Origin of the sequence: Citrobacter sp. Cpo074 (assembly GCF_030332745.1) — a bacterium.
Taxonomy (GTDB): domain Bacteria; phylum Pseudomonadota; class Gammaproteobacteria; order Enterobacterales; family Enterobacteriaceae; genus Citrobacter; species Citrobacter portucalensis.
In genome coordinates this window covers 483,130-507,156 of the sequence record NZ_JAOWHG010000027.1, presented here as the reverse complement: position 1 = coordinate 507,156, position 24,027 = coordinate 483,130, and the positions used below count along the sequence as shown (strand labels likewise).

At 49.8% G+C, this 24,027-nt stretch carries 25 protein-coding genes; 10 read left to right on the top strand and 15 right to left on the bottom strand.

The features are described from left to right. Positions 1–16 precede the first annotated feature (16 nt). On the top strand, positions 17–1,045 hold the full coding sequence (locus tag OGX83_RS07005; RefSeq protein ID WP_137377877.1) for a HoxN/HupN/NixA family nickel/cobalt transporter: 1,029 nt from the start codon (positions 17–19) through the stop codon (positions 1,043–1,045). A gap of 66 nt (positions 1,046–1,111) precedes the next feature. On the opposite strand, the gene rstA is transcribed toward OGX83_RS07005, so the two are convergent. After that, positions 1,112–1,855, bottom strand: coding sequence for a two-component system response regulator RstA (rstA, locus tag OGX83_RS07000; protein ID WP_003832842.1), 744 nt, complete (start codon positions 1,853–1,855; stop codon positions 1,112–1,114). Positions 1,856–1,972: 117 nt separating this feature from the next. Between rstA and OGX83_RS06995 the strand changes: the two genes are divergently transcribed. After that, entirely contained in the window at positions 1,973–2,308 is a 336-nt protein-coding gene (locus tag OGX83_RS06995) for a GlpM family protein (RefSeq protein WP_008784705.1), read from the top strand. Here the strand turns inward: OGX83_RS06995 and folM are convergent. The 6 genes from folM to ydgH form a co-directional block, all read right to left on the bottom strand. After that, positions 2,305–3,027 carry a dihydromonapterin reductase gene (gene folM, locus OGX83_RS06990; RefSeq protein WP_048214244.1) on the bottom strand — a complete coding sequence of 241 codons (723 nt, stop codon included), beginning with the start codon at positions 3,025–3,027 and terminating at the stop codon, positions 2,305–2,307. The two genes, OGX83_RS06995 and folM, sit on opposite strands and share 4 nt — an antisense overlap. Positions 3,028–3,282: 255 nt before the next feature. Next, a complete protein-coding gene (locus OGX83_RS06985; protein ID WP_048235422.1) occupies positions 3,283–3,762 on the bottom strand; it encodes a hypothetical protein in 480 nt (159 codons plus the stop codon). 53 nt (positions 3,763–3,815) lie between these two features. Continuing rightward, positions 3,816–4,343 carry a hypothetical protein gene (locus tag OGX83_RS06980; RefSeq protein ID WP_286587659.1) on the bottom strand — a complete coding sequence of 176 codons (528 nt, stop codon included), beginning with the start codon at positions 4,341–4,343 and terminating at the stop codon, positions 3,816–3,818. Between the two features lie 45 nt (positions 4,344–4,388). Further along, a complete protein-coding gene (locus OGX83_RS06975) occupies positions 4,389–5,534 on the bottom strand; it encodes a hypothetical protein (RefSeq protein ID WP_139762104.1) in 1,146 nt (381 codons plus the stop codon). Positions 5,535–6,187: 653 nt separating this feature from the next. Beyond that, complete coding sequence (locus OGX83_RS06970) at positions 6,188–7,570, bottom strand: amino acid permease (RefSeq protein ID WP_079934001.1); 1,383 nt, start codon at positions 7,568–7,570, stop codon at positions 6,188–6,190. Between the two features lie 245 nt (positions 7,571–7,815). After that, positions 7,816–8,760: a DUF1471 family protein YdgH gene (ydgH, locus tag OGX83_RS06965; RefSeq protein ID WP_003832856.1), complete on the bottom strand. Its 945-nt coding sequence runs from the start codon at positions 8,758–8,760 to the stop codon at positions 7,816–7,818. A gap of 525 nt (positions 8,761–9,285) precedes the next feature. Between ydgH and pntA the strand changes: the two genes are divergently transcribed. Next, complete coding sequence (gene pntA, locus OGX83_RS06960) at positions 9,286–10,815, top strand: Re/Si-specific NAD(P)(+) transhydrogenase subunit alpha (protein WP_003028945.1); 1,530 nt, start codon at positions 9,286–9,288, stop codon at positions 10,813–10,815. A gap of 10 nt (positions 10,816–10,825) precedes the next feature. Further along, positions 10,826–12,214, top strand: a complete 1,389-nt coding sequence (gene pntB, locus OGX83_RS06955) for a Re/Si-specific NAD(P)(+) transhydrogenase subunit beta (protein ID WP_286587656.1) — start codon at positions 10,826–10,828, stop codon at positions 12,212–12,214. Positions 12,215–12,255: 41 nt separating this feature from the next. Here pntB and OGX83_RS06950 read toward each other — a convergent pair whose 3' ends face one another. After that, positions 12,256–13,107, bottom strand: coding sequence for an aldo/keto reductase (locus OGX83_RS06950; protein WP_079934003.1), 852 nt, complete (start codon positions 13,105–13,107; stop codon positions 12,256–12,258). Positions 13,108–13,369: 262 nt separating this feature from the next. On the opposite strand from OGX83_RS06950, the gene OGX83_RS06945 reads away from it, so the two are divergent. Next, positions 13,370–14,566 carry a multidrug effflux MFS transporter gene (locus OGX83_RS06945; protein WP_048235417.1) on the top strand — a complete coding sequence of 399 codons (1,197 nt, stop codon included), beginning with the start codon at positions 13,370–13,372 and terminating at the stop codon, positions 14,564–14,566. Between the two features lie 31 nt (positions 14,567–14,597). Here the strand turns inward: OGX83_RS06945 and OGX83_RS06940 are convergent, their stop codons facing one another. Then, positions 14,598–15,632 carry an AI-2E family transporter gene (locus OGX83_RS06940; RefSeq protein WP_003832866.1) on the bottom strand — a complete coding sequence of 345 codons (1,035 nt, stop codon included), beginning with the start codon at positions 15,630–15,632 and terminating at the stop codon, positions 14,598–14,600. Positions 15,633–15,770: 138 nt separating this feature from the next. Here OGX83_RS06940 and OGX83_RS22865 point away from each other — a divergent pair, with 138 nt between their 5' ends. From OGX83_RS22865 to mdtI, 3 genes are all read left to right on the top strand, one after another. After that, positions 15,771–15,941 carry a protein YdgV gene (locus tag OGX83_RS22865; protein WP_087050578.1) on the top strand — a complete coding sequence of 57 codons (171 nt, stop codon included), beginning with the start codon at positions 15,771–15,773 and terminating at the stop codon, positions 15,939–15,941. Between the two features lie 107 nt (positions 15,942–16,048). After that, positions 16,049–16,414 (top strand): multidrug/spermidine efflux SMR transporter subunit MdtJ, encoded by a 366-nt coding sequence (gene mdtJ, locus OGX83_RS06935; protein ID WP_162623449.1) that lies wholly within the window; start codon positions 16,049–16,051, stop codon positions 16,412–16,414. Next, positions 16,401–16,730: a multidrug/spermidine efflux SMR transporter subunit MdtI gene (gene mdtI, locus OGX83_RS06930; protein WP_008784713.1), complete on the top strand. Its 330-nt coding sequence runs from the start codon at positions 16,401–16,403 to the stop codon at positions 16,728–16,730. Before mdtJ ends, mdtI begins: the two co-directional genes overlap by 14 nt. Positions 16,731–16,764: 34 nt before the next feature. Here the strand turns inward: mdtI and OGX83_RS06925 are convergent, their stop codons facing one another. The 6 genes from OGX83_RS06925 to msrP all read right to left on the bottom strand — a co-directional run bounded on the left by OGX83_RS06925 (position 16,765) and on the right by msrP (position 21,556). Further along, on the bottom strand, positions 16,765–17,586 hold the full coding sequence (locus tag OGX83_RS06925; RefSeq protein ID WP_286587654.1) for a trypsin-like serine peptidase: 822 nt from the start codon (positions 17,584–17,586) through the stop codon (positions 16,765–16,767). A 100-nt stretch (positions 17,587–17,686) separates the two neighbouring features. Further along, positions 17,687–17,770, bottom strand: coding sequence for a small membrane protein YdgU (gene ydgU / locus OGX83_RS22860; protein WP_049259791.1), 84 nt, complete (start codon positions 17,768–17,770; stop codon positions 17,687–17,689). Positions 17,771–17,856: 86 nt separating this feature from the next. After that, positions 17,857–18,252 carry an acid resistance repetitive basic protein Asr gene (gene asr / locus OGX83_RS06920; RefSeq protein WP_048214236.1) on the bottom strand — a complete coding sequence of 132 codons (396 nt, stop codon included), beginning with the start codon at positions 18,250–18,252 and terminating at the stop codon, positions 17,857–17,859. Between the two features lie 137 nt (positions 18,253–18,389). Continuing rightward, entirely contained in the window at positions 18,390–19,877 is a 1,488-nt protein-coding gene (locus OGX83_RS06915) for a carboxypeptidase M32 (protein ID WP_286587652.1), read from the bottom strand. 47 nt (positions 19,878–19,924) lie between these two features. Further along, positions 19,925–20,551 (bottom strand): protein-methionine-sulfoxide reductase heme-binding subunit MsrQ, encoded by a 627-nt coding sequence (msrQ, locus tag OGX83_RS06910; RefSeq protein ID WP_008784717.1) that lies wholly within the window; start codon positions 20,549–20,551, stop codon positions 19,925–19,927. After that, entirely contained in the window at positions 20,552–21,556 is a 1,005-nt protein-coding gene (gene msrP / locus OGX83_RS06905) for a protein-methionine-sulfoxide reductase catalytic subunit MsrP (RefSeq protein ID WP_003832879.1), read from the bottom strand. It lies immediately after the preceding gene. A gap of 188 nt (positions 21,557–21,744) precedes the next feature. Between msrP and OGX83_RS06900 the strand changes: the two genes are divergently transcribed. Continuing rightward, entirely contained in the window at positions 21,745–22,467 is a 723-nt protein-coding gene (locus OGX83_RS06900; protein ID WP_286588138.1) for a winged helix-turn-helix domain-containing protein, read from the top strand. Then, complete coding sequence (locus OGX83_RS06895; RefSeq protein WP_286587650.1) at positions 22,464–23,954, top strand: sensor histidine kinase; 1,491 nt, start codon at positions 22,464–22,466, stop codon at positions 23,952–23,954. Before OGX83_RS06900 ends, OGX83_RS06895 begins: the two co-directional genes overlap by 4 nt. Positions 23,955–24,027: the final 73 nt, after the last annotated feature.

Below are 24,027 nucleotides of genomic sequence, written 5' to 3'. Positions count from 1 at the left end.
TGACAGGCCGGAAACAATGAACGCATTGTTTTCATTATTAAAAAAACGCCCGAATATTCTTTTGTTGATGGTCTTACTCATCGGGGCAAACATCGTAGCGTGGCTGTGGGCTTTCACCGCGTTTAGCAACAATACTTCCTTATTGGCACTGAGTCTGATTGCGTGGTGCTATGGTTTGCGCCATGCCGTTGATGCCGATCATATCGCCGCGATAGACAGCGCGACGCGTAAACTCATGCAGCAGAAAAAACGTGCCCTGACAACGGGGGCCTGGTTTTCTCTGGGACACTCTACCATTGTGGTGCTAGCCAGCATTGGCATTGCGCTAACTACCAGCGTGTTTAAGCAACATATGGCATGGTTTCAGAATGTCGGTGGTCTGATCGGAACTACGGTTTCTGCCGTATTTTTGCTGATTCTGGCTGCCATCAATCTCATTATTTTCTGCCAGGTCTGGAAGGCATTCCGCCATCTTAAACGCACCGGTACTTACGATGGCACCACGGAAGACATTACAGTTTCAGGCCCTCTGAACTGGCTTTTCCGCTCAGCGTTTCGGCTGGTAGGTAAAGACTGGCATATGTATTTTGTCGGCTTTCTGTTTGGTCTGGGTTTTGATACCGCCACTGAAATTTCTCTGCTGGGAATTTCTGCTTCAAGCGCGTCCAGCGGCATGTCGATTTGGTCAATTCTCGTGTTCCCGGCGCTGTTTACCTGCGGTATGGCGTTAATTGATTGTCTCGACAGTATTCTGATGGTTGAGGCCTACGGATGGGCGTTCAATAAGCCGCAACGTAAGCTCTATTACAATATGACCATTACCGGGACTTCCGTGATTGTTGCGCTATTTATTGGCGGGCTGGAGGCGCTGGGACTTCTCTCTGACGCGTTTTCGCTTCAGGGTGGTTTGTGGGATACCGTCAGCAATTTGAGTGACCATATGGGGAATGTCGGTTTTGCGATTATTGGCGTCTTTATCGGCTGTTGGATTATCTCCGCCGTAAACTACCGTTGGAAAAAATACGACGGACTGACGTTTAGTTAGCTATCAATGTGACAGTGTAACGCCAGGTAATTAAGAGGGCCGATCAAAGTGACCGGCCCGGTTGGATTACTTCTGCGGCTCGTCGTCCCAGGCGTGCGGTGCGAACAGATAACCTTTGTTGCGTACCGTTTTGATTCGATAGGGTTCAGTCGCGTTATCGAGCAGTTTTTTGCGTAAGCGGGAAATCGCGACATCGACGCTGCGATCCATGCCGTCATAACTTACGCCACGCAGGTTTTTTAGCAACGCATCACGGTCCATAATCTGCCCGGCATGGGTTGCCAACTCCCACAGTAATTCAAAATCAGCGGTGGAAAGAGAGATTTGCTCGCCGCCGAGCAGCACGGAGCGGTTGGTGGGATCGATAGTGAGTGTGCCAAAGCGCAGCGTTGTGTGCGGTGTGATGGTTGCCGCTTGAATGCCTTTAGACTGTGCTGAGTGTTCATTCTGGCGCAGGTGCAGGCGCAGGCGAGCCAGCAGCACAGCTGGCGGCGTTGTCTTCAGGATGTAGTCACAGGCGCCCATTTCCAGCGCCAGGATATGGTTCATGTCGCTGTCCAGCGAGGTGAGCAGAACAATCGGGCCTTGCCAGCGTCCGCGTAAATCGCGGCAGATAGTCATCCCGTCTTTGCCCGGCAGCATGATATCTAATAACACCAGATCGGGTTGAACGTGCAGGATTTTCTCCTCGGCCAAATCACCACGAGGTTCAAGGATAACCTCAATATCATGCCGGGCCAGATAGGCTGCAATCAGTGAGCCAACTTCGGGATCATCTTCAACAAATACGATGGTGTTCATATCATTCATTTTGAATATAAAACGCCAACATACACCGCCCCGGTTTTTCCTTCCATTAATCTTTTCTAAACAAGAACGCTTCCGTTATGCTAGAGGCTGATGTTATTGATGTGTTAAGGCAGAGTGATGGGACTCGTTATAAAAGCGGCGCTCGGTGCGCTGGTGGTGGTGTTGATAGGTTTGCTGGCGAAAACAAAGAATTACTATATTGCTGGATTAATTCCACTGTTCCCGACGTTTGCGTTGATTGCCCACTACATCGTGGCCAGTGAGCGTGGGATCGAGGCGTTACGTACAACCATTGTATTCAGTATGTGGTCGATTATTCCCTATTTTGTCTACCTTGTTTCACTGTGGTATTTCACCGGGTTTATGCGCTTACCCATCGCGCTCGGCGGTGCAGTAGTGTGCTGGAGCCTGAGCGCGTGGTTGCTGATCTTTTGTTGGATCAAACTGCACTAACGTAGATGACGCCCGCCATCAAGGGCAAAACTACGTCCGGTGACAAAACAACTGGTTAGTAGATAGTCAATTAAATCAATGACCTCTTTTTCACCAGGCGCGGTTTTCATCAGTGATTTGTTTAGTGCCTGCTGGCGATACTCTGCATCGTCGCCCTCGTTAAACAGGATAAGTGAGGGGGCAATCGCGTTCACTTTCACTTCCGGTGCCAGTTTGCGCGCGAACGAACGGGTCATATTATCCAGCGCCGCTTTGCTGGCAGCATAAGCAATGTGTTTGTCGCTGCCACGCTCCACAACATAATCCGTGAAATGGATGATGTCGCTGGCTGCGTGCCCATGACCGCGTAGCAATCCTTCCAGCGCGTGGTTGAGCAGGTAGGGCGTATTGACGTGGATCTGCATCATACGTGACAGTACTTCGCTAAGCGGTGTGCCGGGTTTTTCGGCGACCCAGGCGCTGGCATTATGCACAATGGCGCGCAAGCCATCCGTCTGCGCTTTGACCTCATCAGCAAAGGCCAGTACGCCTTCATCCGTGGAAAAGTCAGCCGGGATACAAATCGCGCCCGCTTCTCGCAGGCCGTCAATGGCAGGATAGTGAGTTCGGTAGCTGACGATAACTGGCTGTTTTTGGTTCAGAAAGTGCCATGCGACGGCGAGGCCGATACGACGACCACCTCCGGTGATAAGAATTGGCAAAGGAGGTTTTTTACCCATTGTTATACTCAGGCTCCGTTAAAAACAGCATCTTACAAGAGAAAGGGTGTAAGTGGTGTAGTGATCAGTACAAACTCATGTGTACACAGTAGCACACAGGAATAAAGTTGTTGGGGTTTGTTACAGCATCCTGATTTAGCGGCGAGCACATTTTAGTCGGGCTATAGTCGAAGGAGTAATAGAGAGAGGGGGATTAACGTAATAGAATGATTAGTCATTAAAAAAGGGAACCAGAAAACAGGCTCCCCATTGTAGCTATGTTTTCCTAAGCTCTCTCAGTTTATCCATTATTTTATTGAATTCTTCTGTGAACTTTCTGTGATCTCTTTCTTCTGCTTCTTGCATAATACGAGCGGCTTCAAGCCTTCTTGCTTCAATCAATCTTTGTTCTCGTTCTTTAATCTGAATCTTCAATCTCTGTTCAAATTCTGATATGTCGATAGAAGCAACAATCACCGGATTCTCTAAGAGTTGGTAGAGTGGGGAAAATAAATCTGAATACTGATCTACAGCGTCTTCTGGCGGTGGTGAACGATAGAAGGTTAAACCTTTTCTCCATCGTGATAGTTGTGCATAGTTCAGCTTAGGTTTCTTGCCTGTGCCTTCATACGCCTCTTTCACAGCATCTAACACAGCGGCAGGTTTTACGTCCTTGCTTATCTTTAACGCTTCTTTCATTCGGCGTTCTTGTGGCTGTGTGCTGTCTCCGAGTAAGATCAGATTTACGTTCTTCATTGTCTACCCTTAAATGATTAAGGGAGCATGATAATACACACAGCCTCTTGTGTTCAATCTGATGGCTTCCAATTAGGAAAGATAGCTATCATCATCTCTATTGCTTTCTGTTTTGCCCGTGTTGCTGCCTTCTCTGCAAAAGCTTTTAGTTCAGCTTGTGATTCTTCTTCGATACGTTCGACGATACCCGCAAAAATGGCTTTCTGATTGTCCTCAGAAGCGATAGAAGCAATAACCTGATTTTGTTGTTGTGACGCTCTCAGTTCCGCTGTGAGACGGGCAACTTCTTCCTTTAGCTTTTCTTCTGTGCTCTTACTGGGGGACTGCTGAAATCGTGCGGGAATTTCTCCGAGATCATCGGCGAAAAACTTGTTTAACCATCGTTCTTGTAAACGGCAACCAGCAGATGCATTTAACCATTTGAGGAAAAAGCGGAGATTTACATTACCTTCTTTTACAGCAAGGCGTAGCTTTTCTAATTCAATACCACGCTGAACAGAGACACCTGCTTCATTGTTTAGCTTCTTGAATGGTTCAAGATCAATAAGTTTTAGAAAATCTGCTGCTGTTAAAACTGACATAATTATTTCCTCTAAAAAGGCTGGATTGCTCCAGCCTCATTTAGTTTAGATATTCCAATACAAGATGACACTATCACCGAGTTTATCGTTATACACGGTAGTCGCTGGTGTGGCTGGGGTAATCGTTGATGCTGGAACAACGTGAACCACGACAGGAGGATTCACAGGCGTCGCAGGAGTCAGAGGAGTTACGGGTACAACGTGTACGACAACTGGAGTTGGTTGTGGTTGTGGCGGAGTGATATCGGTGATTGTTTTCACTTCACCCGTTTTCAGATTTTCTGCCTTCTCTGCATAGTGACTAGGGCCATATGCCCCAACAGTTGCTATGCCAAGTGAATTGACTGAAGTTTCGATTGCATAACCATCTTCTTTAGCTACGCCCTTAGAGAAACCATACCCAACAGTCTCATTTCCAACATAACCACGAAGGTGAGTGATTGTGAGATCACCTTCTTTCACCATAACATTATGAGTACGCATGGTTGGTGCAATCACTGTTGATGCTACACGAGTCAGGTCAGCGTTTTTGAGCGCGTGGGTAGTTTTCACTGCGTTGGATACATCGTTGTATGCAGTGACTGTACCAATAGCTTCATCACCTTCTTTAGTGCCGTGAATCGACAGGCCGCCAACGCCTTCAACATAGCTATGGTCGGAGAAATGCGTTACATCACCGTTCGTCACGTCAACGGTGTGGGAACGCATTTCAGGCGACACAACAGTTGATGCTGTTTTGGTCACACCATCACGAGTAACTGTTGAGGTACGAACCACACCTGTTTCTTGACTGATTGTGGTTGTCGCAGAATATTGTTCATTAACACCGTTGTAGGCAATGTTTTTAGTAACGACACCATCTTTCACACTGATGGAACGTGTCGTGTTATCTGCAATGGGGTGATCGCTCATATTGATGGAGCCTTTAGAGAATCCTGTGAAGCCACCACCTGCATTCATGCGCTCCGCAAAGTGACCACCAAACGAATGACCACTAAAAGCATGACCAATGTTACCACCATGGCCATGGCCACCAAAATTGTGACCGCCCATACCTCCATGGCCACCGTGACCATGAGCAAAAGCAGACATTGGAAGAACTATTAATACTGCAACCACTGATTTCTTAAACATTTTAATACTCCATTTAGGATTAATAGGGGGTGTCATCATTAATTCTTTATTTATCATTTTGTTTGTCCTTCAATGACTAAATACTGCCGACTACATAATTAATCGATGCAGTAACAGCTATTAATAAACCTTTTTTATTTCCGACATAATTGACGAGGGGAGTGTAGCTGGTGGGACCAGCGCACGGGTTGCATTATCATCAAACACAAATACCAACACAACTGCATGATAAACTCAACACAAGATAAAGCACAAATAGTTAATTGTGTGATGATTAATTGTTCTTTTATTTATCCATATATTATGATGTGTATGTGTTCGTTAAGTGTTTCTTTTTTATCTTTTATCAATATAAAAAGTGAACAAAGAATTGAGAAGGTTATGATGTGTTTCTGTATGTTATGTTGTGATTCATAAGAAGATAAAGCAGGTGATCGTGACTGACTGTTGCGCCGTAAAGCAGTTTGCGATTGTGAAGTGTAGAAAGAATAACTCGAACTCAATAGGGGGATCACACCTTGTGATGAGTCATCATCTGGAGAGCCGTGATAAGCGCTTCACACGCAGCAACAAATAGTGTGGGGGGCAAGCATGAAGGGAGAGCAAGAGCGATTATTTTCGATTAATCAGCGTTAACCATGATATCCCGATAGTCCTTTATCAGGATATTCATAGTCTGATATTTTCCGAAGCCAGCGATGGGTATAACGTTAGCTTATCAGCATCCAGGTAGCTGGCACAGCAGCAACAAGCAACAGGCCGATCAGCGCCATCTCCTGGCGTTTTAATACGTTTTCATGCGTGTGCGTTTTACGGGCATAAAGGAAAACCAACAGCCCTGGCGCATACAACACTACAGACAGCAGCAGATGCATCGGACCTGACGCATACAATAACCAGATGCCATAAATACTCGCGCCGATACCGACAGCCTTATGAATCGGACGGGTGGCAATTTTTAACAGAAATGCGCCGACCAGCAAATAGGGCACCAGAATCATCTCTGAGGCGATTGTCAGTAACGTATTGTAGTCGGAGCCTGTGAGCCAGATTAGCACAAGGCAGATTTGTACACAGATGTTGGTTAGCCACAGCGATGCCGATGGCGCACCCTGTGCATTCTGTCGTGCAAAAATACGCGGAAACGCTTTGTGCGTGGAGGCGAGGAACGGCACTTCCGCCGCCATAATCGTCCAGCTTAAATAGGCACCGCACACGGAAACAATCAGACCCGCGGCAATAATAATTTCGCCCCATGGCCCCATCATTTTAACCATCAGACCGGCCATTGATGGATTGCGGATCTCTGCCAGTTCTGGTCGCGCGACAACGCCGAGAGATAGCAGGGTGACTAACAGGTAAACGCCCAGTGCGGCGAGTACAGCTAACAGCGTGGCGCGACCAACATCGCGTTTATTTCTGGCGCGGGCAGATACCACCACCGCGCCTTCCACACCAATGAAAACCCACAGGGTGATGAGCATGGTGTTTTTGACCTGCTCCCACACAGGCACGCCCAACGCGACGCCGGTAAAATCGAGAGTAAAGGTGTCGAGCTTAAACAGCATGAATGCCAGCACGATAAAGAGGCCTAGCGGCAGTAGTTTTGCCAGAGTAGCGGCCAGGTTAATGCTGGCCGCGGTTTGTACTCCCCGCAACACCAGAAAATGGACTATCCATAACAGTACCGATGCGCCGACAATCGACTGCCAGGTATTACCGTCGCCGAACAGACGTAATTCCGGTGTGTCGGTAAAGAAACTGAGCGCAGAGAAGACGATGACCAGATACGAAACGTTAGCGATAACAGCGCACAGCCAGTATCCCCACGCAGAGCAGAAGCCAATCAACTCGCCGAAACCTTCACGTGCATAGGTGAAGATACCGCCGTCCAGTTCAGGACGGATACGCGTCAGGATCAGCATGGCAAAGGCGAGCAAAAGAATACCCGCACCGGTAATCGCCCAACCAATCAGTAATGCAGCCGGGCTGGCTACTGCCGCCATATTTTGTGGCAGGCTGAAAACGCCAGCGCCGAGCATTGAGCTTAAAACCAGCGCGGTCAGTGCGCTCAGACCCAATTTCTTTTCCATTTGTATCCAGTTACAAAAACGAGAGTGAGAGAATAATTATTTTGGCAAACCGCATAAAAATGGTGAAAGCCACTAAGGCGCGGGATTTTACGGAGAGAAGAGAACGCATGCAATGGGGATAGAGAGATTTGTGACTAATAGTGTGAAAAGTTGTCTTAATACTGCTGTTTTTGTTTTATCTGGAAACAGAACCGCGCGAAATTATCAGGTCTACAAGGACTGTAGACCTGATAAGGCATTGGGTATTACTTATACAGATCGGCGCTGATTGTCACGTTGTTACCACGTTCTGACCACTGGCGGGTAATGTGATAGTACTTCGCGCCTTTCTTCGCTGCGCGTTTTGCTACCTGATAAGAGACTTCCGTCATGTTGCCGTAGTTACCGGTGAACTTGATGCTGTCGAACGGTACCATCATGGCGGCGGTCGCTTTGTTCAGCTCCTCAACTTTGGTTCCATCAGGCAACGTGACAGTGTAACGTCCGCCTTTGGTAGATTGAGTTTCGAAGAAGCGGCCGACTTCAGCACTCGGAGAAGCGGTAGTTGCTACGCCCGGGATCTCAACTTTCTTCGCGGCTTCGCCACCTGCTGCTAATGCGGCACGACCAGCATCTGAATCTGCTGGGATCGCATCAGGGCTTTGTACAATGCGTTTTTTCGCATCAGCTTTATAGATGAATGCAGTAATACGCTGGTTGCCGCCCTGGTTAGCATCGACCTGACGCACGATATAGAAGGAGTAAGCACCTTTCTCTTTCGCTGCTTTGGTGATGGCATCGTTTACTTCAGGCTGGCTACGGTAGAAACCTTGCACTGTAACGGTGTCGTAAGGTTCTATCAGAACGGCCTGATCTTTTGGCAATTCCATAACGCCGTTAATGACACGGTTTTTTGACGCTTCCGCTTTTTCAGCGTCGGCTTTATAGACGTCGGCAACAACGCGCCAGTTACCGCCGCTGCCAAAATCTGAGGTATCAACAACATAAAAGGAGGCTGCACCGTCTTTATCTGCACGGCGCGAAACGGCAGCAACCGCATCACCGATAGCATTAAAACGGCCGGTGACCACAATGCGGTCATAGGGTTTCAGGGCAGCCGCTTGCTCCGGCGTCAATTCTGTCGCTGCATTTACAGAAAAAGCAGTCGCAGAAATTAGTGCGGACGCCAGGAGAGTGTTCTTAAGCTTCATAAAAATAATCCTTCGCCTTGCGCAAACCAGGTACTGGTATTGTTATTGACTAGAAACGTCGCTGATTATTGCATTTAAATTGTGTCAGTGTCTGCGTCATTTTTCACTCATCGTGTCACGTTAGGTAACAACAGCGATAACATTTTGTGATATGCCGAAAATTTCGGCGTTTGGTGACCAAAACTGATAAAGCAGTTGAATTTCATAAGTTAATTTAATGTTAATTAATTGTTTTTGGCAGGTAGGTAATCATGTTTTGCCGCTTCGCTTGAGCGAATTATCAGCCTTTGTGGGCTATTTTTAGGGCATTTTATCTGTCTGAGGTTCGATTCATCTCTATTTCGCGAATTTCATAATAAATACTGTTTTTTGGCGCTAGATCACAGGCGTCATTTTCAGTAGGTTATACAGAGTTTGTTACTGTTTTATTTTATTGAGGTAACACTGACCTCTCTCGAGAGTGCGCGCATGCCTCGTGCGAACATTGATAAACCATCATCATAATTACAGATGGAAGGGAACATTATGCGAATTGGCATACCAAGAGAACGGTTAACCAATGAAACCCGCGTTGCAGCCACGCCGAAGACGGTTGAGCAGTTGCTTAAACTGGGTTTCAGCGTCGCGGTTGAAAGCGGTGCAGGTCAACTGGCGAGTTTTGACGATAAGGCGTTTGTACAAGCAGGCGCAGAAATTGTTGATGGAAATGCAGTCTGGCAGTCAGAGATCATCCTGAAGGTCAATGCGCCGGAGGAGGCGGAAATTCCGTTACTCAATCCGGGCACGACGCTGGTGAGTTTTCTTTGGCCCGCGCAAAACCCTGAGCTGCTGCAAAAACTTGCAGAGCGCAACGTGACGGTCATGGCGATGGACTCCGTGCCGCGTATTTCGCGTGCACAGTCGCTGGATGCCTTAAGCTCGATGGCGAACATCGCCGGGTATCGCGCTATTGTTGAAGCTGCACATGAATTCGGTCGCTTCTTCACCGGCCAGATCACCGCCGCAGGCAAGGTTCCACCTGCCAAGGTCATGGTGATTGGTGCGGGTGTGGCAGGTCTTGCGGCGATCGGTGCGGCAAACAGCCTGGGCGCTATCGTGCGCGCTTTTGATACCCGTCCGGAAGTGAAGGAACAAGTGCAGAGTATGGGCGCAGAGTTCCTTGAACTGGACTTTAAAGAAGAAGCGGGCAGCGGCGATGGCTATGCCAAAGTGATGTCCGAAGCGTTCATCAAAGCTGAAATGGAACTCTTCGCTGCGCAGGCGAAAGACGTCGACATTATCGTTACCACAGCGCTGATTCCGGGCAAACCGGCCCCGAAACTGATCACTCGTGAAATGGTCGATTCGATGAAAGCGGGCAGCGTAATTGTCGATCTTGCCGCGCAAAACGGCGGTAACTGCGAATATACCGTGCCTAATCAGGTGACCACCACCGAGAACGGGGTGAAGGTTATCGGCTATACCGATCTGCCTGGCCGTTTGCCAACGCAGTCTTCCCAATTGTACGGCACGAACCTCGTCAACCTGCTCAAACTGTTGTGTAAAGAGAAAGACGGCAATATCACTGTCGATTTTGACGACGTGGTTGTACGTGGTGTCACGGTGGTTCGCGAGGGTGAAATCACCTGGCCTGCGCCGCCGATCCAGGTTTCTGCTCAGCCGCAGGCAGCGCCAAAAGCCGCACCTGCGCCGAAAGAAGAGAAAAAACCTGTCTCTCCGTGGCGCAAATATGCGCTGATGGCGCTGGTAGTGATTTTGTTTGGCTGGCTCGCCGACGTCGCGCCGAAAGAGTTCCTTGGTCACTTTACGGTGTTCGCGCTTTCCTGCGTGGTGGGTTACTACGTGGTCTGGAATGTGTCACATGCGTTGCATACTCCGCTGATGTCTGTGACTAACGCCATCTCGGGGATTATCGTGGTTGGGGCGTTATTGCAAATTGGCCAGGGTGGCTGGGTGAGTTTCCTGAGCTTTATCGCGGTGCTTATTGCCAGCATTAATATTTTCGGTGGCTTCACCGTGACTCAGCGCATGCTGAAAATGTTCCGGAAAAACTAAGGGGTAACATATGTCTGGAGGATTAGTTACAGCTGCATACATTGTTGCCGCGATCCTGTTTATTTTTAGTCTGGCGGGGCTTTCGAAACACGAAACCTCTCAGCAGGGTAACAACTACGGCATCGCCGGGATGGCGATTGCGCTGATTGCTACGATTTTTGGCCCGGATACCGGCAACGTTGCGTGGATCCTGGTAGCGATGATCATCGGCGGCGCGATTGGTATTCGTCTGGCGAATAAAGTCGAAATGACCGAGATGCCGGAGTTGGTGGCGATTCTGCACAGCTTCGTCGGTCTGGCTGCGGTACTGGTGGGTTTCAACAGCTACCTGTATCACGATACGGGCCTGGAGCCGATTCTGGTGAACATTCACCTGACGGAAGTGTTCCTGGGTATCTTCATCGGTGCGGTGACCTTTACCGGTTCTGTGGTGGCCTTTGGCAAACTGCGCGGCAAGATCTCCTCTAAACCGCTGATGCTGCCGAATCGTCACAAAATGAACCTGGCGGCGCTGGTTGTTTCTTTCCTGCTGCTGGTGGTGTTTGTTCGTACCGAAAGTGTGGGCCTGCAGGTTCTGGCGCTGCTGGTGATGACCATTATTGCACTGGCTTTTGGCTGGCATCTGGTGGCGTCCATTGGCGGTGCGGATATGCCGGTTGTTGTTTCAATGCTTAACTCCTATTCAGGATGGGCGGCGGCGGCGGCGGGCTTCATGCTGAGCAACGATCTGCTGATCGTTACCGGTGCGCTGGTCGGTTCTTCTGGTGCGATCCTGTCTTACATTATGTGTAAGGCGATGAACCGTTCATTTTTCAGCGTTATTGCGGGTGGCTTTGGTTCTGACGGTTCTTCTACCGGGTCTGATGAAGAAGTGGGTGAACATCGTGAGATTACTGCGGAAGACACAGCAGAAATGCTGAAGAACTCGCACTCCGTGATCATCACCCCGGGCTACGGCATGGCAGTGGCTCAGGCACAGTATCCGGTCGCGGAAATCACTGAGAAACTTCGCGCGCGCGGCATCAAAGTGCGTTTTGGTATTCACCCGGTAGCAGGGCGCTTGCCTGGTCATATGAACGTGCTGCTGGCGGAAGCCAAAGTCCCTTATGACATCGTGCTGGAAATGGATGAGATCAACGATGATTTCGCTGATACCGATACCGTGCTGGTCATTGGTGCCAACGACACGGTAAACCCGGCGGCGCAGGATGACCCGCGCAGCCCGATCGCCGGCATGCCGGTGCTGGAAGTGTGGAAAGCGCAGAACGTAATTGTGTTCAAACGTTCAATGAACACCGGCTATGCAGGTGTGCAGAACCCGCTGTTCTTTAAAGATAACACCCATATGCTGTTTGGCGATGCCAAAGCCAGCGTGGATGCGATCCTGAAAGCGCTGTAATTGCCAGTAAAAGTAAGACGGCCTCTGCGGAGGCCGTTTTTTTATACATCCAGTTTACGCTGGGTGATCCATTCCACACGAGCCGGATCGCGATGCGAGAAGAACGCGCTGGTTCCGCTGTCCATCGCGGCAATTTGCGTCATCTCTTCCGCCGTTAGGGCAAAGTCCAGCACCTGAATATTCTCGGCCATCCGCGTTTTACGCACGGTTTTCGCCAGCGAAATTATCCCACGTTGATAAATCCAACGCAGCACGACTTGACCAACGCTTTTGCCATATTTTTCACCAATAGCCGATAAGACCGGGTTCTGAAACAGGTCATTGCGTCCTTCAGCGAACGGCGCCCAGGCTTGCGGTTGAATATTCCGGCTCTGCATCCAGGCTACGGCATGCGGTTGCTGATGAAAAGGATTCACCTCAATCTGGTTAACGGCTGGAATAATGCGATTGAAAGCGATTAAATCCGCCAGACGATCCGGATGAAAGTTACTCACGCCAATCGCGCGGATTTTCCCTTCTTCATATAATTCTTCCATCGCGCGCCAGGCACCGTGCACATCGCCATAGGGCTGATGAATCAAATAAAGGTCAATATAATCCAGTTGAAGCCGTTGCAGAGAACGTGCGAATTGCGCCTTTGCGCCTGCATAGTTGGTATCCTGTAACCACAGTTTGGTAGTCACAAAAAGCGCCTCGCGGGGGACTCCGCTTTGCTTAAGTGCATTGCCGACCTGAGTTTCATTCTGGTAGGAGGCTGCGGTATCAATCAGGCGATATCCTGTATCAATGGCATCCCGTACGGCTTGCTCACATTCGCTGGCATCAGTCATTTGATAAACGCCAAATCCGAGCAGGGGCATCTCAACTCCGTTATTCAGAACTGTTGTATTCATTGGGTTCTCCTGAGCATCATCGTTGCATTGGCTGCAGATTAGCAAATCTGTGTTGATACGATTAGCCTGTGAAATTCGCATGGACCTATGAGTAGAATTCATTTCTGAAAGGTAATTGTTGGAAGTCAGTCACAAAATATGACGCATATGATTTCACCATTCATGATTTCATTTCATAAACTCATGCGGTTTTAACCGTCTAATCACGGTAATACGTTGTCTATATACTGCGACCTGACTTTTTAGAACATGACAGGGCACTATGCGTACACGTGAACATGCCTCACCGGTAACTACCGCAAGCCAGACCGGTCTTACTTTTATTCTGATCCTCAGTGGCCTGATGGCCTTTACATCGCTTTCTACCGATATTTATCTTCCAGCAATGCCGACGATGGCCGAGGATTTACATGGCAATGTTGAGCTGACGATTACTGGTTTCTTAATTGGTTTTACTATCGCACAGTTGATTTGGGGGCCGATTAGCGATCATATGGGACGGCGCAAGCCGCTGTTTATCGGCATGGTGCTATTTATCATTGGTTCCGCAGGGTGTGCGCTGTCTACAAGTATCACGCAAATTGTTTTCTGGCGGGTGTTTCAGGCGCTTGGAGCCTGTACCGGGCCTATGCTGGCGCGAGCGATGATCCGCGATCTCTTTGCACGTACTCGTGCGGCGCAAATGCTCTCGACCCTGGTGTTGGTGATGGCGATTGCGCCAATCGCCGGACCGTTGATTGGCGGGCAAATTATTCGCCTGAGCACCTGGCACTCTATTTTTTGGCTGCTGGTGGTGATTGGTGCGCTGATGTTTATCTCCCTAAACTGGCTGCCCGAAACATTGCCGGAAGATAAACGGGTGAAAGCCTCTTTGGCTGGCGCATTTCGTAATTACCGCTCGTTGTTAACGAATGGGCGTTTTATGCGCTATACCCTGAGCCTGACGTTTTATTACGTCGGTGCGTACGCGTTTATTACCGGGTCACCGTTTGTTTATATTAGCTATTACCATGTTGATCCACAGCATTACGGCTGGTTGTTTGCGCTAAACATTATCGGTGTTATGGCGATGAGCGTGGTTAACCGTCGTCTGGTTCAACGACATGCTCTGGAACAACTGCTGAAATATGCGACGATGCTGGCGGCGCTGGCCGCAGTGGCGCTTGCACTGCTGGTTAAGCTGGAGTCAGGAGGAATTGTTGCCATTATCGTTTCCATTTTTCTGCTGTTCTCGATGAATGGCATTATTGCCGCGACGTCGACTGCTGCGGCGTTGGACGCGGTACCGAACATTGCGGGTTCAGCTTCGGCGCTGATTGGCGCGTTGCAATATGGCAGCGGTATTATCTCATCGTTGCTGCTGGCCGCCTTCAGTGATGGCACGCCCTGGACCATGGCGTGGATAATAGCGCTATTTACGCTGTTAAGCGCCGTTTTGGCTTTCCGCGTGAAACGATAAAGGAAATGCCCCGTAATGGCGGGGCGAAAACTCATTCTTTGTTCAGATCGCTAAGCAGCACGGCAATGCTTTGACCGCCGTTGGTTTGTTCAAGCGCGATTTTCACGATGATGGTCAGCGGCACAGAAAGCAGCATCCCCACGGGACCGAGCAACCAGCCCCAGAAGATTAACGACAGAAATACTACCAACGTGGACAGCCCCAGCCCGCGGCCCATGATCCGCGGCTCGAGGATATTCCCGAATACCAGGTTGATGACCAGATAGCCTGCCAGAACCACCAGCGCATCGTAAAGACCGCTGAATGCCAGCACCTGAGCGATAGGGGGAATGGCTGCCAATACAGAACCGATATTAGGGATGTAGTTCAGGGCGAAGGCCAGTAATCCCCAGACAAAGGCAAAGCGCACATCCAATGCAGCAAGCATGCCCCAGGCGACCAACCCGGTCACAATGCTGATTGCCGTTTTAAGCACCAGATAGTGGGAGACGCTGTCGATGGCGCGTTGAATCGCCGCCATACCTTCAATGGGGCGACTCATCATTTGTTTGAGTTTGTTGGGCAGTTGCGGTACTTCCAGCAGCATAAAAACTACCGTCAGTAGCAGTAAAAATATCGATGACATAGCATTTGAAAGCTGCGCCAGTAAATTGGTCACCAGCGTCATTGCCGCGTTCGGATCGATATATTTGACGAGCTCGTCCACGGAAACGCCGATCCCTGCGCGTTGTAACCATGGTTCAAGATTTTTCAGTGGGATAACCAGTGAAGAGCGATATTGCGGTAGCGTTCGCGCAAGTTCATTTAAGGATGTACCTAAATACGCCAACAGCAGCACCATTAACATTACAATAATAACGATAAGCAATGACACCGCAATTACGCGCGGTATGCGAAGCTTGACCATCCGCTGCACCACGGGATTGAGCACAACGGCTATAAATAACGCCAGAATAAAGGGGACGATGATATCTGCGGCAAAGCGAATACCGCTCAGGATGATAACCAGCATGCCCAGCATAATGACTATTTTTAGACCGTTAAGCGTGATGATCGGTTTCGCCATGTGTATTCCCGCATTTTTCATTTTTGAATCTGCATAATAATGTGATTTGCGTCGAGCCGTTATAACAAAAATCAAACGGGGCAGGTAAAGAAGTGAAAAGACTTTGAGTTCGTCTTGAAGCTATGATACAAATCATCTGTGTTTAACTACCGAGGACAATTATCATCCGCGATGATGAGAAGCAACACTGCGGATAATTGTAATATTATGGACAATATGTTCAGGATGTTTTTGCGTTTACCTACACTTCTTCGTACCTCCTCCACTTTCTTGCTTGCGGGTGAGCAACACTGGCGCAACGCGCTTTAGTCCCTTCTTCTGCCTGAGCTGGCGCTGTGCGCTGAGCTAACTAATTTTATTTTTTGGTTTACTGCATGCAGTAGGCCTAAAGGACTATATTCTCAAGCAGGAGAAGTATCATGTTTTACTGGATATTATTAGGTCTGGCCATCGCGGCTGAAATTACTGGTACGCTGTCAATGAAATGGGCAAGCGTTGGCCATGGTAATTCAGGCTTTATTTTAATGCTGGTAATGATCGCCTTATCATATATTTTTCTTAGTTTCGCTGTTAAAAAAATTGCCCTTGGTGTGGCCTATGCCTTGTGGGAAGGTATCGGTATTTTATTTATTACGCTGTTTAGTGTGTTGTTATTTGACGAAACCTTGTCCACGATGAAAGTGGCTGGACTGGTCTCGCTGGTATTAGGCATTGTGCTGATCAAGTCTGGTACTCGAAAACCTGCCAAAACGAGCAAAGAGGTGACCCATGCAGCAGTTTGAGTGGGTTCATGGTGCCTGGCTTGGCATGGCCATCGTGCTGGAAATAGTCGCTAACGTCTTTTTGAAATTTTCTGATGGATTTCGCCGCAAGGTTTATGGCGTGCTGTCGCTGGCTGCCGTGTTAGCGGCCTTTAGCGCACTGTCGCAGGCGGTAAAAGGTATTGACCTTTCTGTTGCCTACGCTTTGTGGGGCGGGTTTGGGATTGCCGCGACGTTAGCGGCTGGTTGGGTGTTGTTTGGTCAGCGCCTGAATAATAAAGGCTGGATCGGTGTGGCGCTGCTGCTGGCCGGAATGGTGATGATTAAACTTGCCTGATATCCGTGCTGCCCGTTAATGCGGGCAGCATATGTTACTCCTGCGCCAACTCTTCCAGCTTATCGCGAAAACCGGTCACGGATATGGCGCGATTATCGGCTCGCCAGCGATCTTTCGCCGCCGGAGCGGAGCTTTGTACGCCAATCAACTGCCAGCCTGAATCTGTCTTCAGCATCAACGGTGAACCGCTGTCGCCCGGGAGCGTGTCGCACTGGTGCGACAAGACGGTATTCTGCGCCCAGCCGGTCACCACGCAATCCTGATGGGTGTACAAATCGTCCAGATGATCTTCCGGATAGCCCGACTGTGTGACTTTGCGATCGGCGGTTTTCAACGCCGCGGTTAACGCCGCTTTATCACCTTCAAATAATGGTAGGGGCGTGATTCCGGAAGGCGGGTAACGCAGCACCACCAGACCAAAATCCCACGGGGCTGCGGATGGCGGCACAATCCAGCCATCGCCATCGGCTTTCAAACGCTTACCGAGTGAGGGATCAACCCGTCCTTCGATTCCATGGATTTCATAGCGCCAGACACCCTTTTTCGACACAAAGCGTAACGCGACGGCTTTATCCGGTTTGCCTTTCGGTGGAGCGAGCAAGCAGTGTCCGGCAGTCAGGGCCAGATGCAGTGAAATGAGCGTGGCGGTACACAGATTACCACTGGCGGTTTCCAGTTGTCCGATAGCGTCCCACGGTGATTGCGTTGGGTCCGTTACTTTCGTGCGATCGTCATGACCAAAAAACAGCGTTTTTATGCTTTCTGCTTCAGCGGTGGTCGTTGCTGGCTGATCCGCATGCGCAACAACAGGAAAAAAACAAATTGAGCCCAGTAATACAGCAATGGTTTTATGCATATCACACTCTGGTGGGGAATTATGATTATAAACAGCAAACCCTCAGTTAATACTATAGACGGGACGGCGAGAAAGTGGGAGTAAAATCAGATAACTACACTCAGGAAAGATAAAAATGCATGGCAATGAGGGCGCAAATTATCAGAGTAATAAGAATGAACTCAAAGCGGTAATGTGACACCATTTTACCCTCCGAAAGGCGGCGCTACATCAGGTTGATCTAGCGCCGTATGCTATGGCGTGGGGGACGCCATAGTGACTACAAATGCGTTATGCTGCAGGTTGAGCTGCTGGTTTAGCGGTGTCGTGTTTTACGGCTTTTTTGGTGTGTTTTTTAGCGGCCTGAGCTTTCTGCTCTGGGGCTTTTTGTTCTGCTGCTGGCTTGGTTGCTGCTTTTTTGGTGTGTTTTTTAGCAGCCTGAGCTTTCTGCTCTGGCGCTTTTTGTTCTACAGCCGGTTTAGTGGTGGATTTTTTAGCGTGTTTCTTGGCAGCCTGCGCTTTCTGCGGCGCTGCTTTGTGCTGTTTTTTATGATGCGTGGTTTTTGCCGGCGCTGCTTTGGTGGTTGCAGCAGCAGTCGGAGCGGTAGTAGCAGTTGTTTCAGCAGCAAAAGCAGCAGAAGACAGACCCATAGCAGCGGCAACAACCAGAGCTAATACTTTTTTCATTCTCATACCCTCGATTTGGTTTTTCATTCAACCCCACTGCGGGGCCGTTGAAATAACTATATCGCTGTAAACACAGGGCTTCCGTGAGTCATTGGTTTCGGCGTGTAACGATATGTACAATGACTCACGGTATGAGATTACAAATAGCGGGCTTCCAGATGAGAACGGAAATAACGGCTGCTGAGCGGCTCTCCGGTCGCCTGGGTAATAAGCTGTTCAGTAGTAAAGCGGCTGCCATGCTGCCAGATGTTCTGACGTAACCAGTCAAACAGGGCACCAAACTCACCTTGGGCAATAGACTGATTCAAATCAGGCAATGCGCGGTTAGCGGCACTGAACAACTGCGCTGCATACATGGCGCCTAAGGTATAGGAAGGGAAGTAGCCAAAGCCGCCGTCAGTCCAGTGAATATCCTGCATACAACCGTTACGGTAGTTTCCGATCGTTGACAGCCCCAGCCAGGCCTGCATTTTCTCGTTCCACAATGCCGGGATATCATCCACTTCAATATCGCCATTAATAAGCGCACGTTCGATTTCATAACGCAGGATCACGTGAGCGGGATAGCTTACCTCGTCGGCATCAACACGGATAAACCCGGGTTTGACCTGCTGGTTCCAGGCGATGAAATTGCTTTCTTCAAACGCTGCCTGATCGCCAAAGTGGCGCGTTACAGTCGGAATCAACCGCATCAGAAAGGCTTTACTGCGTCCCAGTTGCATCTCAAAGAACAGACTCTGGGACTCATGAATGGCGGTTGAGCGTGCCAGAGCAATAGGTTGGCCAGACCAGCTGCGTGGCAGGTTTTGCTCATAGCGCGCATGACCGGTTTCATGGATCACGCCAAACAGCGCGCTGAGTAATTCGTTTTCATCATAGCGGGTGGTAATGCGAACATCTTCTGGTACGCCGCCACAGAAAGGATGTGCACTGATATCCAGCCGACCAGCGGTAAAGTCGAAACCTAGCTGTGCCATTGTTTCAAGACCCAGCTCTCGCTGTACAGCTGTTGGGAAGGGACCTACCGGGGCGATGAGCGACTGTTGAGACTGCTTTGCCACCACCTTGTTTAGCAGATCGGGCAGCCAGCTTTTAACGTCCGCGAAAAGGATATCCAACTGACCGCTGGTCATACCTGGTTCAAAGATGTCCAGGAGTGCATCATATGGAGAACAACCTTTTGCTTCTGCGCGCAGTCGGGCTTCTTCGCGGCTATACTTCACAACCTCTTTCAGGTTTTCGGAAAATCCTTCCCAGTCATTAGCTGGTCGCTGGCTACGCCAGGCATGCTCACAGCGGCTTCCTGCAAGTGATTTTGCTTCTACCAACGATTCGGGCAACAAGGATGCCTGGTGATGCAATCGCGACATTTCGCGCAGGTTCGCCTGTTCTACATCGTTGAGATCTTCCTGTTGCGCTGCGGCGATCCACATTGCCACTTTCGGATCGGTTAACAGTTGGTGCTCAAGCACGCTCAGCTCGGCCAGCGCTTCGCCTCGGGCTTTACTGCCTCCTGGCGGCATCATGGTAAACATGTCCCAACTGGCGATTGCCGAGAGGTGGGAGAAGCGAGAGAGCCGCTGGAACGTGCGGGTGAGCTGATGGTAATTATCATTGTTACTCATTTTTTGTTCTCGTTCTGTTTAGGTGTGGTTAAGAAGTTTACCGTGATTCACTCACTTTTCATAAACACACCTTTGTACCCGGTTTTCCGTAACAGCTTTTTATAGCGAAAAGCCAGCAGAACCACAAAACAGATGGCGTAGATAATAGGGAGCGGTGATAGCACTTTTACCGACCACAGATAATGCAGCGGTAGCAAAATGGCGGCCAGGTAGACGTAGTTGTGCAATGTTTGCCAGCGTTTGCCCATTTTACGCTGAGCGGCTTGTGTCGAGGTCAACGTCAACAGGAATAAGATAATCCAACCGGCCATACCCAGCATGAGCCATGGGCGTGAAACCAGTTCACGACCCAACAATCCCAGGTTTTGTATACCCAGTTCCAGCAGAGCATAGCTGGTTATATGCAGTGTGGCCCATGCAAAGCACCATAAACCTAACAACCGCCGGGTACGAAACAACAAAGGTTGCTTTGCGTAGCGTGCAAGCGGCGATACCAGCAGGGTAGCCAGCAAAAACTTCAGCGCGGTAATGCCCGTAAAGTGCTGGATATCTTTTCCTGGGTCGGCACCCAACCCGCCATGCTGCGCGGCCCAGAAGAGCCATAGCAGGGGTAAAAAACCGGCGAGATGCAGCAGCACTTTCAGGCCGGTTATCTGTTTTGCAGTCAACCTCACTTAAAAATACTCCCGAAGATCCATGCCCTGATATAACGATGCCACCTCATCGGCATAACCATTAAAAGGTAACGTGGGCTGTCGCTGTACATCGAGAATGCCACCCGAACCGATAAAACGCTCAGTAGCCTGAGACCAGCGAGGGTGATCCACCTGCGGATTTACGTTGGCGTAAAAACCGTATTCATTCGGTGCTGACATATTCCAGGTCGTCGGTGGCTGCTCACGCGTCAGCTTGATACTGACTATCGATTTAATGCCCTTGAAGCCGTACTTCCAGGGTACAGTCAGACGTATTGGCGCCCCGTTTTGCGGCGGCAATGCTTTGCCATATACGCCTACGGTGAGAAGTGTGAGCGGGTGCATAGCCTCATCCAACCGAAGACCTTCGACATAGGGATATTTCAACCCACCGCCAATAAAGCGGTCTTTCTGACCCGGCATTTCATCAGGGGCGTAGCGTGTTTCAAAAGCGACGTATTTGGCGTGACTGGTTGGCTCAACCAGCGCCAGTAATTTATGCAACGGAAAACCCACCCACGGCACAACCATCGACCAGGCCTCAACGCAACGCATCCGATAAATACGCTCTTCTAATGGAAAGCGTGTGGTCAGCGCATCATGATCCAAGGTTAAAGGTTTGTTGACCTCACCGCTGATGGTTAACGTCCAGGGATCGGTTTTCAGGCTACCGGCATTGGCGGCAGGATCGGCTTTATCCAGACCAAATTCGTAGAAATTGTTGTAGCCCGTCACCTTGTCTTCTGGCGTCAGTGACAGGCTGTTTTGCCAGCGTTCGGGCTTTGTGAACTCAAGCGCTTTGCCTGCGGGTGCGGGTGGACGATCGTTGCCTTTAAACCAATCCAGCAAATTAGCCTGTGTAGGGGAGGACAGCGTGGCCGCAGCAGCACCTATCCCAAGTGCTTTGAGGATCTGTCGTCGTTGCATAAAAAATACTGACTCGGCTGTAACATCTGCTTCCCGAAGTGGACGTTTTTTTAGCATGACTTTGCCTTCTTATTTTCATGTTAAGGAAAACAAGCGACGTTTCCCTGTTGATGTCTGACGTGTCTATAACGACATACTGCTCGCATGCGTATCCCTGGATCCTCACGAAAAGTTAAAAATTTTGTGATAACTTCCGCCCCTTGCCTGAGGTAAGCTTTCAGCACGACGAGAGGGGGATGACACTGATGGCAGGCGCGAAAAAGATATTTTTGGTTGAAGATGACAGCGATATTGCCTCACTTTTGCAGCTTAGCCTGAAGGATGAGGGTTACGAGATTGTTCATGAGGCAGACGGAGCTCGTGCGCTTGAACAACTGGAGAAACACGTCTGGGATGCCGTTATCCTCGATCTGATGCTGCCGGGTGTCGACGGGCTGGAGATCTGTCGTCGCATTCGCCAAATGAGTTTTTATTTGCCCGTCATTATCATCAGCGCCCGCACCAGCGAAACGCACCGTATATTGGGGCTGGAGATGGGTGCCGATGATTATCTGGCCAAACCTTTCTCGGTGCTGGAGTTGATGGCCCGGGTAAAGGCATTGTTTCGTCGTCAGGAAGCGATGAGTCAGAACCTACGTATGGAGGCGGGGATTATCACCGTTCATGGCGTAGAGATTGACCCATTAGCCCGGGAAGTCCGGCTGCATGGTAAATCCCTCGATTTAACGCCGCGCGAATTCGATCTGCTCTATTTTTTCGCCCGTCATCCAGGCGAGGTCTTTTCGCGTCAGGCGCTGTTAGATCAGGTGTGGGGCTACCAGCATGAAGGGTATGAGCATACGGTGAACAGTCATATTAATCGCCTGCGGACCAAAATTGAAAAGGATGCTGCCGAGCCGGAAATTATTCTCACGGTTTGGGGACGAGGCTATAAGCTTGCTGCGGTTAACGCGGAGCATCAGCCATGATTTATCGCCTGTCGCTGAGCCAGCGTCTGACCCTCGTCTTTACCGCCATTATGCTGATTTGTGCGGTTACCGTCAGTGTTGTCCAGATCCGCAGCAGTAAACAGTATGGCGACGCCATGGTGCAAAGGCTCTCGCTGGAGTTGGCGAGCAAGATTGTCAAAAGTGAGTCGCTTATTGATGCCAGCGGGCAGATTAATCGCCAGACCTTAAAAGGATTGTTTAATCACCTGATGACGCTTAACCCCAGCGTGGAGCTGTATCTGATTTCACCGTCAGGTGAAATACTTGCTGATGCCGCACCGCCGGGGCATATCCAGCGGCAGAAAATTAGCGTACAGCCGATACAGGATTTCCTTAATTCAGATGCGTTGCCCGTCTATGGCAACGATCCGCGTAGCAGCCAGCAAAAGGTATTCAGCGCCGCGCCAGTTTTATATAACGGTGAGCTACATGGCTATTTGTACATTATTCTGCAGGGCGAAGATCTGAATATGCTGGCGAATACCGCCTGGCAAAAAACGCTCTGGAATACCGTGGCCTGGACGTTAATACTGGTTTTATTCGCCGGTGGAATTGCAGGTTTTCTGGTGTGGCGATGGGTGACGAATCCAGTAAAAAGGCTAACCGGACAGGTGGTAAAACTGGAGAAGGACAGCATTACCGTCATCAAACAATTGGCACAAAAAAATCCCGATCCGGTACCGGAGAATGAAATAGCGCTGCTGAACAATGCGTTTATTGAGTTAGCGCAGAAAATTGCCCAGCAGTGGGATTTATTAGCAGACAGCGATCGTCAGCGCAGAGAGTTTATTGCCAATATTTCGCACGACCTACGCACGCCGTTGACTTCGCTGTTGGGGTATCTGGAAATGCTGTCGCTGAAAGCCGATACGATGACGCCGGAGGAAAACCGGCATTATCTTAGCATCGCGCTGCGCCAGGGGCATAAAGTTCGCCATCTGTCACAACAGCTGTTTGAGCTGGCAAGGCTGGAGCATGGCGGTATAAAACCGCAGCGTGAACGTTTTGCTATTGGTGAATTGATCCAGGATGTGGCACAGAAATTTGATCTCCCTGTTGCCACGCGTCATTTGCAGTTGCACCTTGACGTAACGGGGCCGTTACCGCTGGTGAATGCCGATTTATCGATGATAGAAAGAGTCGTGACGAATTTGCTGGATAACGCTATCCGTCATACGCCTGACGGAGGCGAAGTGCGGCTAAAAGTCTGGCGTGATGAAGACCGTTTATTCGCCGAAGTGCAGGACAGTGGGCCAGGGGTAGAAGACGCTGTGCGAGAAGTATTGTTTCAGCGCCCGACCGCGTTAATTCCCCGTGAGCAGCGGGCCGAGCGCGGCGGCCTGGGCTTACTGATCGTGCGTAGAATGCTCGAACTGCATGGAGGAGATATACATCTGGTTAACTCAACGGCAGGGGCCTGCTTCCGTTTCTCGTTGCCGTTGGCGGATTCTCCACTGAGTAGTTGACGGTGAAGTTCCGGAGTAAAGAGGGTTTTGGCATTGTACTCATGGGCATTGCGTAAAAGTTGGTAGGTTGTCA

What these genes read in the sequence shown, in the direction of transcription:
- folM (WP_048214244.1), bottom strand. Translation starts at nt 3,027, where the DNA reads ATGGGTAAAAAACCTCCTTTGCCAATTCTTATCACCGGAGGTGGTCGT.
- OGX83_RS06970 (WP_079934001.1), bottom strand. Translation starts at nt 7,570, where the DNA reads ATGGAAAAGAAATTGGGTCTGAGCGCACTGACCGCGCTGGTTTTAAGC.
- OGX83_RS06895 (WP_286587650.1), top strand. Translation starts at nt 22,464, where the DNA reads ATGATTTATCGCCTGTCGCTGAGCCAGCGTCTGACCCTCGTCTTTACC.
- OGX83_RS06945 (WP_048235417.1), top strand. Translation starts at nt 13,370, where the DNA reads ATGCGTACACGTGAACATGCCTCACCGGTAACTACCGCAAGCCAGACC.
- OGX83_RS06915 (WP_286587652.1), bottom strand. Translation starts at nt 19,877, where the DNA reads ATGAGTAACAATGATAATTACCATCAGCTCACCCGCACGTTCCAGCGG.
- OGX83_RS06985 (WP_048235422.1), bottom strand. Translation starts at nt 3,762, where the DNA reads ATGAAGAACGTAAATCTGATCTTACTCGGAGACAGCACACAGCCACAA.
- OGX83_RS06900 (WP_286588138.1), top strand. Translation starts at nt 21,745, where the DNA reads ATGGCAGGCGCGAAAAAGATATTTTTGGTTGAAGATGACAGCGATATT.
- pntA (WP_003028945.1), top strand. Translation starts at nt 9,286, where the DNA reads ATGCGAATTGGCATACCAAGAGAACGGTTAACCAATGAAACCCGCGTT.
- ydgH (WP_003832856.1), bottom strand. Translation starts at nt 8,760, where the DNA reads ATGAAGCTTAAGAACACTCTCCTGGCGTCCGCACTAATTTCTGCGACT.
- rstA (WP_003832842.1), bottom strand. Translation starts at nt 1,855, where the DNA reads ATGAATGATATGAACACCATCGTATTTGTTGAAGATGATCCCGAAGTT.
- asr (WP_048214236.1), bottom strand. Translation starts at nt 18,252, where the DNA reads ATGAAAAAAGTATTAGCTCTGGTTGTTGCCGCTGCTATGGGTCTGTCT.
- OGX83_RS06975 (WP_139762104.1), bottom strand. Translation starts at nt 5,534, where the DNA reads ATGATAAATAAAGAATTAATGATGACACCCCCTATTAATCCTAAATGG.
- OGX83_RS06980 (WP_286587659.1), bottom strand. Translation starts at nt 4,343, where the DNA reads ATGTCAGTTTTAACAGCAGCAGATTTTCTAAAACTTATTGATCTTGAA.
- OGX83_RS06940 (WP_003832866.1), bottom strand. Translation starts at nt 15,632, where the DNA reads ATGGCGAAACCGATCATCACGCTTAACGGTCTAAAAATAGTCATTATG.
- mdtI (WP_008784713.1), top strand. Translation starts at nt 16,401, where the DNA reads ATGCAGCAGTTTGAGTGGGTTCATGGTGCCTGGCTTGGCATGGCCATC.
- OGX83_RS06925 (WP_286587654.1), bottom strand. Translation starts at nt 17,586, where the DNA reads ATGCATAAAACCATTGCTGTATTACTGGGCTCAATTTGTTTTTTTCCT.
- OGX83_RS06950 (WP_079934003.1), bottom strand. Translation starts at nt 13,107, where the DNA reads ATGAATACAACAGTTCTGAATAACGGAGTTGAGATGCCCCTGCTCGGA.
- ydgU (WP_049259791.1), bottom strand. Translation starts at nt 17,770, where the DNA reads ATGGTGTCACATTACCGCTTTGAGTTCATTCTTATTACTCTGATAATT.
- OGX83_RS06995 (WP_008784705.1), top strand. Translation starts at nt 1,973, where the DNA reads ATGGGACTCGTTATAAAAGCGGCGCTCGGTGCGCTGGTGGTGGTGTTG.
- OGX83_RS07005 (WP_137377877.1), top strand. Translation starts at nt 17, where the DNA reads ATGAACGCATTGTTTTCATTATTAAAAAAACGCCCGAATATTCTTTTG.
- pntB (WP_286587656.1), top strand. Translation starts at nt 10,826, where the DNA reads ATGTCTGGAGGATTAGTTACAGCTGCATACATTGTTGCCGCGATCCTG.
- msrP (WP_003832879.1), bottom strand. Translation starts at nt 21,556, where the DNA reads ATGCTAAAAAAACGTCCACTTCGGGAAGCAGATGTTACAGCCGAGTCA.